Source organism: Allosalinactinospora lopnorensis (genome assembly GCF_000981225.1).
In the GTDB taxonomy this organism is placed as follows: domain Bacteria; phylum Actinomycetota; class Actinomycetes; order Streptosporangiales; family Streptosporangiaceae; genus Allosalinactinospora; species Allosalinactinospora lopnorensis.
This window is the reverse complement of sequence record NZ_LAJC01000018.1, coordinates 17,801-33,362: the sequence shown is the minus strand read 5'-3', so window position 1 is coordinate 33,362 and position 15,562 is coordinate 17,801. Positions and strand designations below refer to the sequence as shown.

Annotated in this window: 11 protein-coding genes and 3 pseudogenes; 7 read left to right on the top strand and 7 right to left on the bottom strand. The window is 70.0% G+C overall.

Annotated elements, in window-relative coordinates:
* Positions 1-17: 17 nt before the first annotated feature.
* Positions 18-2,074 (bottom strand): annotated as a pseudogene (malQ, locus tag VS93_RS08950) (4-alpha-glucanotransferase).
* A gap of 38 nt (positions 2,075-2,112) precedes the next feature.
* Between malQ and VS93_RS32455 the strand changes: the two are divergent.
* Positions 2,113-2,442: a hypothetical protein gene (locus VS93_RS32455; RefSeq protein WP_046469509.1), complete on the top strand. Its 330-nt coding sequence runs from the start codon at positions 2,113-2,115 to the stop codon at positions 2,440-2,442.
* Positions 2,443-2,450: 8 nt separating this feature from the next.
* On the opposite strand, the gene VS93_RS08940 is transcribed toward VS93_RS32455, so the two are convergent.
* On the bottom strand, positions 2,451-3,875 hold the full coding sequence (locus tag VS93_RS08940) for an amidase (RefSeq protein ID WP_046469508.1): 1,425 nt from the start codon (positions 3,873-3,875) through the stop codon (positions 2,451-2,453).
* Between the two features lie 319 nt (positions 3,876-4,194).
* Here VS93_RS08940 and VS93_RS08935 point away from each other — a divergent pair, with 319 nt between their 5' ends.
* Together VS93_RS08935 and ilvD are read left to right on the top strand one after the other, a co-directional pair.
* A complete protein-coding gene (locus tag VS93_RS08935; RefSeq protein WP_236700433.1) occupies positions 4,195-4,863 on the top strand; it encodes a nuclease-related domain-containing protein in 669 nt (222 codons plus the stop codon).
* Between the two features lie 291 nt (positions 4,864-5,154).
* On the top strand, positions 5,155-7,014 hold the full coding sequence (ilvD, locus tag VS93_RS08930) for a dihydroxy-acid dehydratase (protein WP_082126743.1): 1,860 nt from the start codon (positions 5,155-5,157) through the stop codon (positions 7,012-7,014).
* Positions 7,015-7,099: 85 nt separating this feature from the next.
* Here the strand turns inward: ilvD and VS93_RS08925 are convergent, their stop codons facing one another.
* Positions 7,100-7,600, bottom strand: a complete 501-nt coding sequence (locus VS93_RS08925) for an HNH endonuclease (RefSeq protein ID WP_046469507.1) — start codon at positions 7,598-7,600, stop codon at positions 7,100-7,102.
* Positions 7,601-7,942: 342 nt separating this feature from the next.
* Here VS93_RS08925 and VS93_RS08920 point away from each other — a divergent pair.
* From VS93_RS08920 to VS93_RS08910, 4 genes and pseudogenes are all read left to right on the top strand, one after another.
* Positions 7,943-10,049: pseudogene (locus VS93_RS08920) on the top strand (prolyl oligopeptidase family serine peptidase).
* A gap of 81 nt (positions 10,050-10,130) precedes the next feature.
* Positions 10,131-10,601 (top strand): acyl-CoA thioesterase, encoded by a 471-nt coding sequence (locus tag VS93_RS08915; protein WP_046469506.1) that lies wholly within the window; start codon positions 10,131-10,133, stop codon positions 10,599-10,601.
* Between the two features lie 204 nt (positions 10,602-10,805).
* Positions 10,806-10,979, top strand: a complete 174-nt coding sequence (locus VS93_RS32880; RefSeq protein WP_338022700.1) for a hypothetical protein — start codon at positions 10,806-10,808, stop codon at positions 10,977-10,979.
* On the top strand, positions 10,976-11,950 hold the full coding sequence (locus VS93_RS08910; RefSeq protein ID WP_338022699.1) for an MFS transporter: 975 nt from the start codon (positions 10,976-10,978) through the stop codon (positions 11,948-11,950). The genes VS93_RS32880 and VS93_RS08910 overlap by 4 nt, the downstream gene beginning before the upstream one ends.
* 121 nt (positions 11,951-12,071) lie before the next feature.
* Here the strand turns inward: VS93_RS08910 and VS93_RS08905 are convergent, their stop codons facing one another.
* The 4 genes and pseudogenes from VS93_RS08905 to VS93_RS08895 all read right to left on the bottom strand — a co-directional run.
* Complete coding sequence (locus VS93_RS08905; protein ID WP_082126742.1) at positions 12,072-12,584, bottom strand: globin; 513 nt, start codon at positions 12,582-12,584, stop codon at positions 12,072-12,074.
* Positions 12,585-12,736: 152 nt separating this feature from the next.
* On the bottom strand, positions 12,737-14,401 hold the full coding sequence (gene ettA, locus VS93_RS08900; protein WP_046469504.1) for an energy-dependent translational throttle protein EttA: 1,665 nt from the start codon (positions 14,399-14,401) through the stop codon (positions 12,737-12,739).
* Positions 14,402-14,440: 39 nt separating this feature from the next.
* Entirely contained in the window at positions 14,441-14,773 is a 333-nt protein-coding gene (locus VS93_RS33320; RefSeq protein ID WP_394298805.1) for a DUF4192 family protein, read from the bottom strand.
* Positions 14,767-15,543 (bottom strand): annotated as a pseudogene (locus VS93_RS08895) (DUF4192 domain-containing protein); the annotation flags it as partial. The gene VS93_RS33320 and the pseudogene VS93_RS08895, both read right to left, overlap by 7 nt.
* Positions 15,544-15,562 lie beyond the last annotated feature (19 nt).

The following is a 15,562-nucleotide window of genomic DNA, read 5'->3' as shown; positions in this document are numbered from 1 at the left end:
CGGGGCGGTGGGCCTTCTCACTGCTCGACGGAGGAATGGTTCAACAGCGGGCGCAGCACGCGCCGGACCAACGTGGTGACCTGCGGATCGGCGGCCAGCTCGTCAAGCAGCACCGGCTCTCCTTCGGCGTTGGCCAGCGGGATGCGCCAGTTCGGGTACTCGTCTCTGGTGCCGGGCTGGTTCTGCATCCGCCGATCGCCGACGACGTCGGCCAGGGCCACCCCGATCATCCTGGCCGGGGTCCGGGCGAGGTAGCCGTGCAGGGCGGCCACGACCTTGGCCGGTTCGGAGACCGGGTCCGTATCGGCGTCCAGCAGCCCCAGCTCGACGAGCATCGCGCACCAGGAACGCACCAGCTGTTCGGCCGCGGCGCGCTCCTCGTGCACCGGCCGTTTCAGCAGCCCCAGCCGGTCTCGCAGTTCGATGTGCTCCGACGACAGGTAGGAGGCGACGGGCGGGAAATCGTGGGTGGCCACTGTGGCCAGGCAATCGCGCCGCCACTGATCAGGCGCCGGGGGTTGCCGTCCTCGTCGCGCTCGAACCACAGCACCGACGTGCCGAGGATCCCGCGCTCGGCCAGATGGCGGCGGACCCACGGCTCCACCGTCCCGAGATCCTCGCCCACCACGAGAGCGTCCGACTCGTGCGCGGTCAGCGCCAGGGCACCGACCATGCCCTCGTGGTCGTAGCGCACATAGGTCCCCTGGTCGGGGGAGGCTCCCTCGGGTACCCACCAGAGCCGGAACAGCCCCGCGATGTGGTCCATCCGCAGACCGCCGGCGTGCCGCATGGTCTGCCGGAGCACCTGCCGGAACGGGCCGTAACCCTGCTCGGCGAGCCGGACGGGGTGCCAGGGCGGTTGCCCCCAGTCCTGTCCCTGCTGGTTGAACTCGTCAGGCGGCGCCCCCACGCTCACCCCGGCGACCAGCGCGTCGCGGTGCATCCAGGCCTCGGCTCCGCCGGGCTGCACGCCAATGGCGAGGTCGTGCACGATGCCGACCGGCATGCCCGCCGCGCGCGCGGTGGCCTGCGCGGCGGCCAGCTGATCGTCGATGACCCATTGCAGCCAGCGGTGGAACTCGATACCGGGCCAGCGACGCAGCGCCTCGGCCCCCACTGGGTGCGTGGAGACGTCTCGCAGCCGCTCGGGCCAGGATCGGTAGTCGGAGCCGTGCTCCTCGGCCAGCGCGCACCACGTGGCGAACTCCACCAGCCAGACCCCTTCGCGTTCCAGGAACGCCTGGTAGGAGGCCTGCCGTTCGGGGGGTCTGGGAGCCTCGAAGAGGATCTCCAAGGCCGCGCGCTTGGCACGCCACATGGCGTCGCGGTCCAGCAGGTCCGCGGTGCGCCCCTGCTCGCGCAGCGGGCGGGCGAGCCGCTGTATCTCCTCGCGTCGCGCCGGTTCCAGGCGCGCGTATTCGGGAACGTCCTCGATCCGGATGTACAGAGGGCTCGCGTAACGACGGCTCACCGGGAGGTAGGGGGAGGGTTCGATCGGCGGTACGGGCTCGGTGGCGTGCACCGGGTTGATCGCGGTGAACCCCGCCCCCAGGTCGCGCGCGCTCCAATCGGCGAGCTCGGCGAGATCGCGCAGGTCGCCCATTCCCCAGGAGGCGCGGGAGCGCAACGAGTAGAGCTGCACCATGAGGCCCCACACCCGGTGCTCGCTCAAGGCCTCGGCGGTTTCCAGGCGGTCGGGGACGACCAGCAGCGGGGCCCGCTGGTGGACACCGCCGTACTCCGCGTGCAGTGCATGCACCCCCATCGGCAGGCCGGGACCCAGCGGCGTCCGGCGATCATGCTCCAGTTCCACCCAGGTCTCGGCCCCCGGGGGCAGCCGGAGCCGCGGCGTGCGCCCCCAGCGGGCGACGGCGGCGGGCGGGAGCAGCCGGCGCGCGGCCTCCTCCTGGCGCGCCCGCAACGCGGCGCCCGGATCGGTGACGTCCACCCCGAGGGTCGTCAGGACGTGTCGGAGCGTGTCGATCCCAACACGCACTCGGCGGCCGCGCCAGTCCTCGTACTCCGTCGCCACCGCCAGCTCTTCGGCCAGCCGGGTCAACTCCGCATCACTCACAGACACCGATCATGCCGCACCCAGCGGACACGTGATAGGTGCGCCATGCCAGCACCCCCTTCCGGACGACCTTTTCCGCCGATTCCTCCGGTTTCTTCGGACGGATCGGGCGGAAGCCGAGCCACTGGAACCGCATCGGTCACACGCTGTTCGTTCGGGCCGCCCCGGGGTACGTGATCGTCCTGGCCGCGATCTGGGCGCTGGGCTCGCTGGTCGGCCGGATCGTCGCCGGTACGTTGCCCGGGACGCACCGGCCGCTCCAGCGCGCGTTCGCCGCCGCGCTGGGGATGGGCCTGCTCGTCCCGCTGCTCCCGCCGGTGCCGGCGGAGGCGCGGACCACCGCGGATCCCGACCTCGCGCCGCGGTGATCCGGCGGTCAACCGGTCCAGATCGGGGGCGTGCGATGCAGCCACGGCCGCGCCGCCTCCAGTTGCGCGGAGAGGGAGAGCAGTGTCGGCTCACCGCCCATGCGCCCGGAGAGCATGACCCCGATCGGCAGTCCGCCGTCCGTCCAGTGCAACGGGACGCTGACCGACGGCTGACCGGTGACGTTGAACATCGAGGTGAACGGGGTGAAGTGCGCCATACGGCGGAACTCCTCCTCCGGTTCGGCGTCGAAGTGGCCGACAGGCACCGGAGGCAGCGCCAGCGTCGGGGTGAGGACCGCGTCATAGGACAGCATCTTGGGCAGCGCCGCCCGGACCTGCTGTTGCAGTCGGATGGTCGCCCGCAGATACCCGGCGACCGTGGTGTTCCGGGCCTGCTCGCGCAACCAGCGGTTGATGGGGCGCAGGCGCGCCTCCTGCTCGCGCGGCACCGGGTTGGCGATCGTCATCGCGGCCCAGACCGTCAGGAAGTCCCCGGCGATCGACTCGTCGAACGGCGGCTCGATCTCCTCGATCTCGTGGCCCAGGCCCGCGAGGAGCTCCGTCGCCGAGTCGTAGCCGGCGACGACATCGGGGTGGACCTCGACCCCGGTCAGCGCCGGGGCGCGGAACCGGGCGATGCGCAGCCGTCCCGGCTCGCGGCGGGCATGGTCGAGGAAGGTCTCCCCTTCGGGCAACGGCGGCGCGGTGTAGTAGTCTCCCGGCTGGTTGACCGCCATGACGTCGAGCAGCAGGGCGGCGTCGCTCACTGTCCGGCTGAGCGGCCCGGCCGTCGACAGCCCGAGGAGATCGGGTTTGAGCGGTGCTCCCGTAATGCGGCCGCGCGTGGGTTTGAGACCGTAGATCCCGCACACGCTCGCGGGGATCCGGATCGACCCGCCGCCGTCGCCCCCCTGTGCGACCGGCGCCAGTCCCCCGGCCACGGCCGCCGCGGCGCCGCCGCTGGATCCCCCCGCCGAACGCGCCAGGTCCCAGGGCGTGCGGGCCGGCGAGGCGATATCGTTCTCGGTGTAGCAGGGCGAGCCGAATTCGGGGGTGTTCGTCTTGCCGGGGAAGACGGCGCCCGCTTTGCGCAGTTCGGCGACGAATTCCGCGTCGACGTCGGCGACCCTGTCGGCATAGACCGCGGAGCCGTAGGTATGGCGCACCCCCGCGAGCGGTTCGAGGTCCTTGACCGGCACCGGGATGCCGAGCAGCGGGGGCAGCTCGTCCGGCGTGTCGCGAAGAACACGCTTCTCCGCGTTCCGGGCTTGCAGGCGGGCAGAGTCCTCGGTGACCGTAATGAAGGCCCCGAGCTGCCGGTCGTGCCGCTCAATGCGCCCCAGGTAGTGCTCGGTGACCTCCACCGGGGAGAGTTCGCGGCGCCGGACCCGCTCCATCAGCTCGATCGCGGTCAGATCATGAATCTGGTTCATGTGCTGAGGCTAGTGGGTCCCCTGCCGGACCGGAGGCCCGGCCGGCCGAAACATCTCTAGAGAGGTGGAAAAGACTAGTTATTCCCCGGAGTCGGCCGCCGGACACGTGACATTCGGACCACTCGGGGAAAGAAAAGTGTGAGATTCAATGGGCTAGGACTCGCATACGGATCGAACTACCCTTCTGTGCGTGGAATCGGCGACCAGACTCCAAGACGGCGACCAACAGCAGAGCGGGACGGCGAACGCATCGCCTTTCGTAGGTGGCCGCGGCGAAAGCTCCGGGGGCTCCGCGGGACCCCGGAAAACGTACGCTGCCCTGGTGTCCTCAGAGTCGGGGCGGCGGTGGGTGATCCGTGGCGGTGCCGCGGCGGCGGTGGGGTTGGCCGTGGGCCTCCTCACGGCCGACTGGCGCATCGGGGCCACGTTCGCCATCGCCACCGTCATCGCCTTCACCGTCCGTTCCGCGCGCCGCCAGTCCGAGGTACCGCGGTGGCGCACGCCCTCAGCGGCGCAAAGACGAACCGAGGCCCAGCTCAAGGTCATGAAGCGGCTCGGCTACCGGGTGCTGCACGCACGGGGGATCCCCGGCGGGAACGGGCAGATCGACCACTTCATCGTCGGGCGCCGGGGAGCGTTCTCGATCGACTCCGAGTCCTGGGATCGGCGGCTCCCCCTCCGGAACAAGCTGGAGAAGCTCTACCACGGCCGCTTCTCCAAGAACGAGCGCATCGACGAAGCTCTGGAGGAGGCCCGCACCGCCGAGCGGCTCATCAGTGAGGAAGTGGGCCGCGACATCAAGGTCCGCGCGTCGCTGGCGATCTACGGGCCGACCATGCCGTGGGACAGCCACCGCCTGCGCGGGGTCGACATCATCAGCGGAACCAAGGTCCGCAAGTGGCTGCGCAGCGGCAGTGACCGGCTGAGCGAGGACGAGATCACGGAGATCTACCAGGCCGCCAAGAAGGTCCTCCCGGCGCGCTACTGAGCCCTGCTGAACCCGCGCCGGGCATCAGGCGGGCGCCCTCCGCCGACACCGCAGCCCATTCCGCGTCCGGGGGTACCGCCGGGGTCTCCTGGTTTCGGAACGTGCGCCGCCTGGGCCGCTGGTCCCCGGAGTCCGGGACGCGAGCAGGCCGTTTCCGGGCTACCATCGGAAGGAACGGCATCCATATCCGCCCAAAGGCGAGGGCCGGCGACCGCGACCCTTGCAGCCCTGGCCGTACCCCGGCCTACCTTGGGCGCCCGGTTCACGTTCGTCTCGATGGGAGTTCACCCCATGCCCGCGCTACGCTCACGCACGGTCACCCATGGCAGGAACATGGCCGGCGCGCGCGCCCTCATGCGCGCCACCGGTGTGGAACGGGAGGACTTCGGCAAGCCGATCGTCGCGGTAGCCAACAGCTTCACCCAGTTCGTTCCCGGCCACGTCCACCTCCGCGAGGTGGCCGACGTCGTGGCGGGTGCCGTGCGCGAGGCCGGAGGCATCCCTCGCGAGTTCAACACCATCGCGGTCGACGACGGCATCGCCATGGGCCACGGCGGCATGCTCTACTCGCTGCCCAGCCGCGAGATGATCGCCGACGCGGTCGAGTACATGGTCAACGCCCACTGCGCCGACGCGCTGGTCTGCGTGTCCAACTGCGACAAGATCACTCCTGGCATGCTGCTCGCGGCTATGCGGCTGAACGTCCCCACGGTGTTCGTCTCGGGCGGTCCGATGGAGGCGGGCAAGGTCACCGTCGTCGACGGCACGGCCACCAGGGTCCGCAAGCTCGACCTGATCAACCCGATGATCGCCTCCGCCGACGAGAGCGTCTCCCAGGAGGAGCTCGACGAGATGGAGGAGAACGCCTGCCCCACATGCGGCTCCTGCTCGGGGATGTTCACCGCCAACTCGATGAACTGCCTGACCGAGGCGATCGGGCTCGCGTTGCCGGGCAACGGCAGCGTTCTGGCGACCCACGTCGCCCGCAAGAGACTCTACGAGGACGCCGGGCGGTTGGTGGTCCAGGCCGCGCGGCGCTACTACGAGGACGACGACGACTCGGTGCTGCCGCTGTCGATAGCGACCCCCGAGGCCTTCGGCAACGCCATGGCGCTCGATGTCGCCATGGGGGGCTCCACCAACACGATCCTGCACCTGCTGGCCGCGGCCACCGAGGCCGGCGTGGACTTCGGCCTTCCCGAGATCAACGAAGTGTCGCGGCGGGTCCCCTGCCTGTGCAAGGTCGCGCCGAACACCGACAAGTACCACATCGAGGATGTCCACCGCGCCGGAGGCATTCCCTCGATCCTGGGCGAACTGGCGCGCGGCGGACTGCTCGACACCTCGCTGCCCACGGTCCACGGGCAGACGGTGGGCGAGTACCTGGCCCAGTGGGACATCATCTCCGACCAGGTGCTCCCGGAGGCCGTGGAGCTGTTCCACGCCGCCCCCGGAGGAAAGCGCACCACCAAGGCCTACTCCCAGGACGTCCGCTGGGACAGCCTAGACACCGACCGGGAGTCCGGCTGCATCCGCAGCGTCGAGCACGCCTACACCGCCGACGGCGGTCTCGCGGTGCTCTTCGGCAACCTCGCCCCCGACGGCGCCATCGTGAAGACAGCGGGTGTCGAGGAGGAGCTGTGGACGTTCAGCGGCCCGGCCAAGGTCTTCGAGAGCCAGGAGGAGGCCGTCGACGGCATCCTGAACAAGCGGGTCGAGCCCGGGGACGTCGTGGTCATCCGCTACGAGGGGCCCAAGGGCGGCCCCGGTATGCAGGAGATGCTCTACCCCACCAGCTTCCTGAAGGGCCGCGGCCTGGGCAAGGCATGCGCCCTCGTTACCGACGGCCGCTTCTCGGGCGGGACATCGGGGCTCTCCATCGGCCACGCCTCCCCTGAGGCGGGTGCCGGGGGCGACATCGCCCTGGTGGAGGACGGTGATGTCATCAGCATCGACATCCCCAACCGGGGCATTGCCCTGGAGATCAGCGAGGACGAGCTGGCGGCGCGGCGCGAGCGGCTGCTCAAGGAACTCGGCGGGTTCCGCCCCAGGGACCGGGAGCGCCCGGTGACGGCGGCGCTGCGTGCGTACGCCGCCATGGCCACCTCGGCCTCGACCGGGGCCGCGCGGGACGTCAGCCAGGTGGAGTGACTCCCCGGATACGACGAAGGCCGCGCCGGCCGTATCCGGCCCCGGGGAACCGGGCACACCCCGGCGCCCCGGGCGCCATGTGCGGCTAAGCCGCCTGCTTGGCCATGTACGGCGCCCATTGGGGGTCGCCATGGTGCTCACCGTTGATGAGCCGCCAGTGCAGACCCCGCGGAACCTTGGGTGTGACGTTCAGCTTCCATCCCAGTTCGTCCAGAAGGCGGTCGGCCTTACGGTGGTTGCAGGACTTGCAGGAGGCCACGACGTTCTCCCACACATGCGCTCCACCGCGGCTGCGCGGGATGACGTGGTCGATGGTCTCGGCCCGTTTTCCGCAGTAACCACAGTGGTGGCCGTCCCGCCGCATGAGCGCCACCCGGGTGAGCGGCACCCGTCTGCGGTAGGGAACGCGGATGTAGCGCCGGAGCCGGATCACCGACGGTACGGACAGAGCCGTGGTGGCCGAGTGCAGGACGGCACCCGCGGCGTCGCCGTGCACGACTTCGGCCTTTTCCCGCAGCACCAGAAGAATCGCCCTGCGCAGCGGTACGGTCGTCAATGGTTCATAGCTGGCGTTGAGCAACAGCACGTGACGGTGGGCTGGGCCACCCTCCGTACCGCGCCCGGCGCTCATGGCTTCTCCTGAGCCGTCGCGCCGAACGGCTGTGTCTCTTCCCCGGCCAGCCGATCGGCCAGCCAGGAGACCTCCCTTTGTACCGGCCATACGGCCGGCTCTGCACGTTTTGCCACACGGACCTCCCGTGGGTGGGTTCCCGCCGAGTAACGTCCCGCATTCAGTTTGCTTGGTCGGACCGCTCCGCCGCCACCCCAATTTTCGCCGCGCCATCGAAATAGCACCTGAAATACACCATCAGGCAGCCGGTCCTTCGTCCGGTGAACCGCCCTGATACGGGTGGATAGAGTCTTAGGCATGCCTGAACGCCGCTATCCCATCGCCGAACGTGTGAAGCTCACCGAGACTCTGCACGGGCGCGAGATCGACGATCCCTACCGCTGGCTGGAAGACCCCGACTCCCCCCGGACCAAGGAATGGTCGGCCGCCCAGGACTCCCTCTTCGCGGCTGTCGCCGAAGAGCTGCCGGCCCGCGACTGGTTCGGCGAGCGGATCCGGGAACTCATGGGCGCGGGATTCGTCGGCGCACCGGTCTGGCGCGAAGGCCGCAGGTTCTTCACCCGGCGCACCGCCGACCAGGAGCACGGGGTCCTGATCACCGTGGCGCCCGATAGCGGCACCGAACGCATCCTCATCGATCCGACGGCGCTCGATCCCAGCGGCGCCACCACCCTTGATTCGTGGCGCCCCGACCGTGAAGGACGGCTGCTCGCCTACCAGCTCTCCAAGGGGGGCGACGAGGAGTCGCTGCTGTGGGTCATGGACGTCGCCACCGGCGAGAACGTTGATGGTCCGATCGACCGCTGCCGATACTCCCCCATCGCGTGGCTGCCCGGAGAGGCGGCGTTCCTCTACGTACGGCGGCTGCCGGAGGAGGAGGTCCCCGAAGGGAGGAGCAGTACCACCGGCGCGTCTACCTGCACCGGGTCGGTACTCCCGTCGACGAGGACGTACTGATCTTCGGGAAGGGACGCGACAAGATCAGCTACTACGGGGTCTCGGTCAGCCGGGACGGCCGGTGGCTGCTGATCGACTGCACCAAGGGCACCGCCTCGCGCAACGACGCCTGGATCGCCGACCTGCACGAGACCGGACCGGAGGCCCCTCAGTTCACCGCGATCCAGGAGGAGGTGGACGCCCTGGCCTGGCCCTATGTCGGGCGTGACGGGCGCCTCTACCTTTTCACCGACCGCGACGCGCCGCGGGGACGAGTGTGTGTGACCGACCCGACAACGCCGGGCTACGACCACTGGCGCACCCTCATCGCCGCCGACTCCGACGCGGTTCTCAGCGGTTTCGCCATCCTGGACGGCCCGGAGCTGGAACGCCCGGTGATGCTGGCCTCCTGGCGGCGCCACGCGGTCAGCGAGGTCACCGTGCACGACCTGGTGGCCGGGGAACGGAAGGGCACGGTCCCGCTCCCCGGCCTGGGCTCGGTCGGCGGGCTCCTGGAGCGCCCCGAAGGCGGCCACGAGGCGTGGTTCAACTACACCGACAACACCTCCCCCAGTGCGGTGTACCGCTACGACGCCCGGACCGGCGAGGTCGCCCTCTGGGAGTCGGCGCCGGGCACGCTGGACCTGCCGGAGGTACGCACTGAGCAGGTCACCTACACCTCGCGTGACGGCACCCCGGTGCGGATGCTGGTGGTCTCACCCCCCGACATGGACGGACCGCGCCCGGCCATCCTGTACGGCTACGGGGGGTTCTCGATCTCGCTCACCCCCGGCTACTCGGCGACGATCCTGGCCTGGGTGCGGGCCGGCGGGGTCTATGCGGTCGCCGGTCTGCGCGGCGGCCTGGAAGAGGGCGAGGAGTGGCATCGCGGGGGATGCTCGGCGAGAAGCAGAACGTGTTCGACGACTGCGCCAGCGCGGCGGAGCACCTGATCGCCACCGGTGTGACGGCCGCCGACCGGCTCGCGGTCATGGGCGGCAGCAACGGTGGGTTGCTGGTCGGCGCGGTGACCACCCAGCGCCCCGAACTGTTCGCCGCCGCTGTGTGCTCGGCTCCGTTACTGGACATGGTGCGCTACGAGCACTTCGGTCTGGGCCAGCTGTGGAACGTCGAGTACGGCAGCGCCGACGACCCCGAAGCGCTCGGCTGGCTGCTGGCCTACTCCCCGTACCACAACGTGCGCGAGGGGGTACGCTACCCGGCGACGCTGTTCACCGTCTTCGAAAACGACACCCGTGTCGATCCGCTGCACGCACGCAAGATGTGCGCCGCCATGCAGTACGCCACCGCGGCTCCCATCGGCGACCGCCCCGTCGTGCTGCGCAGGGAGACCGACGTGGGGCACAGTTCCCGCGCGGTGAGCCGCAGCGTCCGGCTCAGCGCCGACCAGATGGCCTTCCTCGCCCACTACACGGGGTTGCGCGTGGCTGCGGGCGACGAACGCTGAGGGCGGAGCACCGCGTAGAGCACCGTGTTTGCGACACTGGCCACCATCGACACAGGCCATGGCCGAGAAGGGATGAGAACAGTGACAGAGGCCACGGCGAGGGAGCGCGTTGACCGCGGTGCGGGGGACCGCAGCGGGAACGGCGGGCCTCGAAGGCACCTCCACTTCGCGCATATCCGGTTCGCCGACCTCGACCCGCTGAACCACGTCAACAATGTGCGGATGCTGACGTACCTGGAGGACGCCCGTGTCTCGTTCCTGCACTGGGACAGCGAGATCGACGGGGCGTCCAGGATGGGCCGCCTGGTGGTCGCCCGGCACGAGGTGGACTACGTGCGGCCGCTGCTGCTGCGCCGGGAACCGGTCCGGGTGGAGACCTGGGTGACCGAGGTGAAGAACGCCAGCTTCACGCTGGCCTACGAGGTCCGCGACCCCGACACGGTCTATCTGAAGGCGATCTCGGTCCTGGTGGGCTTCGATCCGCAGACCCAGGGGATTCGCCGCCTCGATGAGAGCGAGCGGGAATACCTGCGGGGTTACCTGCACGGTTAGCGCCCCGCCAGGGAACGGCGGGGTGCGCTTCCTCCCCATGGGCCTCAGACGGCCGTCGGAAAGCCGGCTCCGCGCTCCCGGCTCCGCCGGGGAGGACCTCGGCGCTGTGGGGGCCGGACACACTGCCTCGCTGTTTCTTTCCCCACTGTGAGCAGGAGCGACTGCGGTCACTACGCTGGCCCGGTGAGCACGCGGAATCGTTGGGTGATCCTAGCTGTTGCGCTCGTGGCCCAGATCGCGAGCGTGAGCGCGCTGTTCGGCGTCCCGTTCGTCCTCCCCGAACTGCGCGTCGCCTACGACCTGACGACCGCGCAGGCCGGAACGCTGGCCGGGTTGTCCAGCCTGGGGCTGCTGCTGACGCTCCTGGCTGGGGAGTGATCATCGACCGCTACGGCGAGCGGTTCACGATGACGGCCAGCCTGCTCCTGACAGCGTTCTTCCTCGGCCTGCTCAACACGGCGGAGGGTCCGATCGGGGCCGGCGCCGTGCTGGTTCTCGTGGGCGCCGCCGCCGGTCCGGTGAACGCCGCCAGCGGCCGGCTGATCCTCGGCTGGTTCACCATGCGCGAGCGGGGTCTGGCGATGGGGATACGGCAGACGGCCCAGCCTCTGGGAATAGCGCTGTCAGCCGCCGCGCTCCCCATCGCCGCCGCTCACTGGGGATTCACTGGAGCGATGCTGCTGCCCGCCGCCCTCGCCATGGTCATGGCGCCCCTGGTGGCGGTTCTGACCGCCACGCCGCGGCAGAAGGGGACCGATCCCGGGCCGGCGACCGCGTCTCGGCCCGCTTCCCCCTACCGGCATCCGACCATCTGGCGGGTCCACGGGGCGTCCATGCTGCTAGGGGTTCCGCAGTTCACCGTTATGACGTACGCGCTGGTCTACCTCGTCCAGGAGCACGGATGGAGCGCACCGGCCGCCGGCGCCGTCCTCGCGGTCGCCCAGGTCCCGGGGGCGGCGTCCCGGCTGCTGCTGGGGGTGTGGTCGGATCGTGTGGGCAGCCGGCTGCGGCCCGTGCGCACCATCGCGGCGGTCTCCGGCGCGGCCCTGCTCCTGCTGTCCCTGAGCCCGCTCGTACTGCCGGTCGCGGGAGTGCCACTGCTCCTGGCCTGCGTGGTGCTTTCGATGAGTCACAACGGTCTGACGTTCACCTCCGTGGCCGAGACCGCGGGGCTGCCCTGGGCGGGGCGGGCGATGGCGGCGCAGAACTCGCTCCAGGCTCTCAGCAGCATGCTCACACCGTTCATGATGGCGGTGGTGATCCACTGGTACGGGCTGTCCCCCGTGTTCGCCGTGTCCGCCGCCTTCTGCGCGGCGGCCATCGTCGCCGTACCGATCGCCCGGCGGTGACGCGATCCGTCACCCGGCGGAGCGCCTTATCGCGGACCACGTGCCGCCCCTCGCCGAGTACCCCAACGGGAGTCGGGGCACCTCACGGAAAGTCCAGGAGGCCTCGGGGCCGGCCGGTTCGTCAGGGCTGCAGCGAGATCCGGATGGGCCCGTCCCCGTCATCGCCGCCGGAATCGCCGGCCCCCGCCGCCGGTGCGGAGTCGGCCACCGGAGCCGCCGTCTGCATGGTCTCCTCGGAGACGTTGACCATGCTGTGCGCCGCCATGACCATGTACTCCCACATCTGCCGGTCGAGCGCGGCGGGGAGTGCGATGCCGTCCATCGCCGCGCGCATATGCGCCAGCCAGCGGTCGCGCTCCTGGGCCCCGACCCGGAAAGGGGCGTGCCGCATCCGCAACCGGGGATGTCCGCGCTGCTCGCTGTAGGTGCGGGGACCTCCCCAGTACTGCATGAGGAACAGGCGCAGCCGCTCCTCGGCGGGGCCGAGGTCGTCGCCAGGGTAGAGCGGGCGCAGGACGGGATCCTCGGCGACGCCCTCATAGAACCGGCGGACAAGGCGGACGAAGGTCTCTTCCCCGCCAACGGCCTCGTAGAAGGTCACTTGGGCTTCACTGTCATCGCGCGCGAAACTCATAATCGCCTGCCAGCTTATGTCCTGACGGCGCGCGAGGCGACCACCCGGGGCGGAACCGCCGCGGAACGGCCCTGTCCGGGGAGTGCGCCGCGCCCTCGGGCCGCCGGACAAAGGACCTGCCGGACGGGCCCCTGGTCCGACCGGCCACCGGGTCAGCCGCGGGTGAGCTTGCGGCGGGTGACCGCGTGCGGGCGCGCGGCCTCGGCCCCGAGGCGCTCGATCTTGTTCTTCTCGTAGGCGTCGAAGTTGCCCTCGAACCAGAACCAGTTGGCGTCGTTCTCCCAAGCGAGGATGTGCGTAGCGACCCGGTCCAGGAACCAGCGGTCGTGGCTGGTGATGACGGCGCAGCCGGGGAAGTCCAGCAGTGCGTTCTCCAGCGACCCCAAGGTGTCGACGTCGAGGTCGTTGGTGGGCTCGTCCAGCAGCAGCAGGTTTCCGCCCTGTTTGAGGGTGAGCGCGAGGTTCACCCGGTTGCGCTCGCCACCGGAGAGCACGCCGGCCGGCTTCTGCTGGTCGGAGCCCTTGAACCCGAAAGCCGCGACGTAGGCGCGGCTCGGGATCTCGACGTTGCCGACCTGGATGAACGTCTCGCCATCGGAGATGGCCTCCCAGACGTTCTTGTCGCCGGCGATCCGGTCCCGAGACTGGTCGACGTAGGAGATCTTGACGGTGTCGCCGATCATGATCGACCCGGAGTCGGGGGTCTCCTCACCGACGATCATCTTGAACAGCGTCGTCTTGCCGACACCGTTGGGACCGATGACGCCGACGATGCCGTTCGGCGGCAGCGAGAAGTTCAGTTCCTCGATGAGCATGCGGTCGTCGAACCCCTTGGAGAGGTTCTTCGCCTCCACCACTGTGCTGCCCAGCCGCGGCCCCGGCGGGATCTGGATCTCCTCGAAGTCCAGTTTGCGCTTCTGGTCGGCCTCGGTGGCCATCTCCTCGTAGCGTGCCAAGCGGGCCTTGCTCTTGGTCTGGCGGGCCTTGGCATTGGACCGGACCCATTCGAGCTCTTCCTTCAGCCGTTTCTGGCGCTTGGCGTCCTTCTGGCCCTCGACCTTCAGGCGGGCCGCCTTGGTGTCGAGGTAGGTGGTGTAGTTCCCCTCGTAGGGGTAGAGCTTGCCGCGGTCCAGTTCCAGGATCCACGTGGCGACGTTGTCGAGGAAGTAGCGGTCGTGCGTGATCGCGATGATGGTGCCGGGGTACTTCTCCAGGTGCTGCTCCAACCACTGCACGCTCTCGGCGTCGAGGTGGTTGGTGGGCTCGTCCAGCAGTAGCAGGTCGGGCTGCTCCAACAGCAGCCTGCACAGCGCCACCCGCCGCTTCTCACCTCCGGAGAGCTTCGAGACCTCAGCGTCCGGGGGCGGGCAGCGCAGGGCGTCCATCGCCTGGCTGAGCTGGCTGTCGAGGTTCCAGGCGTCGCGGTGGTCAAGCTGCTCCTGCAACTTGCCCATTTCTTCGAGCAGTTCATCAGAGTAGTCCGTCGCCATCTTCTCGGCGATCTCGTTGAACCGGGCGAGCAGCGCCTTCGTCTCGGCGACGCCGTCCTCGACGTTCTCCAACACTGTCTTGTCCGGATCGAGGCGGGGTTCCTGGGCCAGCAGCCCCACCGTGTACCCGGGCATCAGCCGGGCCTCACCGTTGGAGGGCTGTTCGAGGCCGGCCATGAGCTTCAGCAGCGAGGATTTGCCCGCGCCATTGGGACCCACGACACCGATCTTGGCCCCGGGGAGGAACGATCCCGAGACGTTGTCCAAGACGACCTTGTCGCCGTGCGCCTTGCGCACGCTGCGCATCGTATAGATGTACTCCGGCATGTCTCCAGCCTAGGACGTCATCACCGGTGCCTCGGACAGTCACGGCGCCCGCTTCTCTCCCGTCCGCGCATCGGCGACCGGCCAGACCTCCTCAAGCCATTCCGGAGTGAGGTCGCAACAGTCGTCCAGTGAGATCCCCGACCTCAGTCCCTGACGGATCAGCCCGGCCATCGAGTAGTCGGGGGCCGTCTTGGCGACCTCGTCCAGTGCGGCTTCGGCGAGTGCGCGGTCGCCGCTGCGCCAGGCCGCCACGGCGAGCAGGGAGCCCGGGGCCGCCACGTAGGCGGGTTCGACGTGCCGCAGGAGCTGCCGCCACAGGCGCACGTGCGCACCGACCGCGTCGCGCCGGTGTCGGAGCTGATCCGCGCCCATGCCTCGTCGCGCACCCGCACGGAGGTGAGCAGTACGCCCAGCCACGCGATCCGGTCCGGATCGTCGGGGAGTTCCCCGCGGAGCGCGGCCGTGATCGTCTCGCGCACCGTACGGACCCCCTCGATCCGGAACGCGGTTCCGAAGGCGTCGCGCCCTCCGGCGTCCGCCCGCTTCTCCCGCAGCTGTCCGCCGCGCCTTTCCGCCTCCTCCGTGGCCTGTCTCATACGCAGGCGGTCCGCGCCTTCCACAGGAGCGAGGAACCGCCGGACCTGGTCGCGGTCGCGCCAGGCGGTGAATCCGCTGAGCACGGCCGCGGCCGTGACGGGCGAGCGGCTGGTGTCGACGGGGACGCCCTCGGCGGGGCAGCACGCCGGGGCGGAACACAGGTAGGACCAGTAGCGGCCGTCCGTGAAGCGGAGCGCCTCGCGCAGGGCGACCCCGGCCTCGCCGGCGCGCGCCCGCAGTGCGTCCACGCAGGGAGTCGCCCGGGCCGCCGGACCGTACGCGACGGCCAGGGCGGCGTCGCACCCCTCAGCGCTCAGAGTGCCGGTGACCTGCTCGGCCAGCTCTGTGGCGTGCTCCGGCGCGTCGGCGGCGAGATCGCAGCGGAAGGTGATGCGTACCCGGGCCGCCGGCCCGTGGAGACCGAGGACTACCAGCATGTCGGTGGGGTGGTAGCCGAGAAGGTAGGGGATGACGGCGATGATCTCGGCGGGCTCGCCGAGGGTGAACGTGGGTGAGACCGGACCGGAGGCGTGTTCGGTGACCATGCCTTCACCGTGCGCCGCG